The sequence below is a fragment of the Frankia sp. CeRuru1 genome (assembly GCF_977966315.1).
Genome location: NZ_CDWWEW010000497.1, coordinates 1 through 1,953 on the forward strand (window position 1 = coordinate 1; position 1,953 = coordinate 1,953).

At 68.4% G+C, this 1,953-nt stretch carries 5 protein-coding genes; all 5 read right to left on the reverse strand.

The genetic code is table 11. The features are described 5' to 3' along the window. On the reverse strand, positions 1 to 379 hold a 379-nt coding region (locus tag AC08OP_RS23365; protein ID WP_476616138.1), incomplete at its 3' end, for a hypothetical protein. After that, a complete protein-coding gene (locus AC08OP_RS23370) occupies positions 376 to 759 on the reverse strand; it encodes a hypothetical protein (RefSeq protein WP_476616139.1) in 384 nt (127 codons plus the stop codon). The genes AC08OP_RS23370 and AC08OP_RS23365, both read right to left, overlap by 4 nt. 57 nt (positions 760 to 816) lie before the next feature. Continuing rightward, positions 817 to 1,161: a hypothetical protein gene (locus AC08OP_RS23375; RefSeq protein WP_476616140.1), complete on the reverse strand. Its 345-nt coding sequence runs from the start codon at positions 1,159 to 1,161 to the stop codon at positions 817 to 819. After that, complete coding sequence (locus AC08OP_RS23380) at positions 1,158 to 1,589, reverse strand: hypothetical protein (protein ID WP_476616141.1); 432 nt, start codon at positions 1,587 to 1,589, stop codon at positions 1,158 to 1,160. Before AC08OP_RS23380 ends, AC08OP_RS23375 begins: the two co-directional genes overlap by 4 nt. A gap of 56 nt (positions 1,590 to 1,645) precedes the next feature. Beyond that, the coding region (locus tag AC08OP_RS23385) for a hypothetical protein (RefSeq protein WP_476616142.1) at positions 1,646 to 1,953 on the reverse strand (308 nt) is incomplete at its 5' end.

The following is a 1,953-nucleotide window of genomic DNA, read 5'->3' on the forward strand; positions in this document are numbered from 1 at the left end:
GAGTGGGTGTGCGGGCGGGGGTCAGCGCCGCGCGGGCCTCGGCAAGCGACGCCCACGGGCGGACCTGACGGTGGCCCGGGTAGGTGTGCGCGCGGGCGATCGCGACCGCGCGGTCCGGGTCGAGCACCGACGCGTCGACCAGACTGGTGATCTTCCAGGCGGTGGTGGCGACGCGGACGGGCCGCCCGCCCGGCCACATCTCCTCGTAGGCACGTACCCGTCCGTCGCGGGTGACCGAGCGGATGACGATCAGCTCGACGTGGACGGCGTCCGGACCGCCACCGGTCAGCGGCTCCCGATGCGGGGAAACCAGCAACGCGACCGTCCCCCGGCGGGCGGGCGCCCCGTTCGCCAGCGACAGCGACTCGACCCGGCTCACAGCGCGTCCCCGGGCAGGGGCAGCCAGCCCGTGGCCGGCGTCGGGTCGTCGCGCTCTTGAGCGATCAGGTCCCGGATCTGCATCGTCAGGTAGTCGGCCGGATTCTCCTGAAGAAACACGTCGTCGGCCCAGACGATCGACCCGGCCAGCGCGGTCGTCTCCACCACCACGCCGCCGAGCACGTCCGTGCTGTACCGGCGGTCGCAGTGCGGGCACTCGACGACCGTCGTCAGCAGGTAGGCCGCCCACGTGCCGGCCGCGAAGTGCGCCCGCTCCTCGGTGATCACGTCGAGGTCGCCGAGTGGGGACAGGTAGTAGTCGTGGTCATCGTCGATCAAGACCCCGATCCGCACCGTGGGGTCCGCGAGCACGCCGAGCATGGCACCACCTCAGAAAGATCAACAGAGGAGAGGGAAGGGGCGGGCGGCGCGCGCTGGCTATGCGCCGGTCAGCTGTGCCCAGATGTCGCGGCACTCGGCATCGCTGAACCCACGGGGATGCGCGGAGGTCTCCCGCATCTCACCGGTGTAGTAGTCCAGCGTGACCGTGCCACCCCACCAGCAGTGCGGCCCCGGATAGGGCCAGCCCGACGGCTCGGTGGCCGCCAGGTCCTTCAGGCTGGTTACGGCGAGGTCCACGGCGCTGAGCCCGTCCTCGCGGTCGAAGTCGTCGGGTTCGCAGTCGAGATCCTCGGACCGTTCGCCGTGCGGGTAGATGTCGCCGTCGTGGACCTCGTGGTCGTAGTAGTCGCGATGGTGGACACGCAGATGCCGGCCGGTCACAGGACCCGCACCACCCAGCCGTCGCAGTCGTCCTCGACCCCGGAGATCTCCAAGAGGATGTCGCCGTAGACGATCGCTTGTTCGTGCAGCTGGTCCCCTTCCGGGCCGTAGCCGCGGTCCCAGAGGCCCGTACCCTGCCGCTGCCGCGACAGGACCCAGTCCTGGCCCAGCTCCTCGGGCACCGGAGCCCGATCGCCCAGACGCTCGACCAGCGACGACAACTCGGCGGCGGCGCCGTCCAGGAAGTCACGGATCTCGCTGGCGGGATCGCCGCGCAGATACTCGGTCTCTGTTCCGTCGAAACCACTGCCGTACAGATTCGTGATCTCGTCCGGCGACCATTCGACCATCGCCGATTCGATCAGTTCGCGCCACACTCCCCGCTCAAAGCGGCGCACGAACTCATCCGACAGAACCTCACAGGTCACAGACCCTCCCTCCACATGACGGTCGACAGGCTTTGAATTTCCGGCCGTGTAGGCGGCTAGCGCCACCAGATCCACAGGTCGCCGCGAACTCCTCGCGCCTTGAGTAGGCACGGTTCGTCCATCCATTCCAGGCTGAACTTGTAGATCTTGCAGTCGAAGCCGTGGTAGATCGACGCCAGACGATCCAGCAGCATCAGGAAGTGATCCAGGCCGCGCCGCTGGACGATCGCGAGCGCACGCTCACGATCGGCGAGAATGTCATACACAGACCCACCCCTCGTTAGAACGGCCGGAAACACGCTCACCAGGCAGGCTCGGGCGTTTCCACCCTCTACCTTGTTACGCGCCCGGAAGCGTCCCGACC

What these genes read in the sequence shown, in the direction of transcription:
- AC08OP_RS23370 (WP_476616139.1), bottom strand. Translation starts at nt 759, where the DNA reads ATGCTCGGCGTGCTCGCGGACCCCACGGTGCGGATCGGGGTCTTGATC.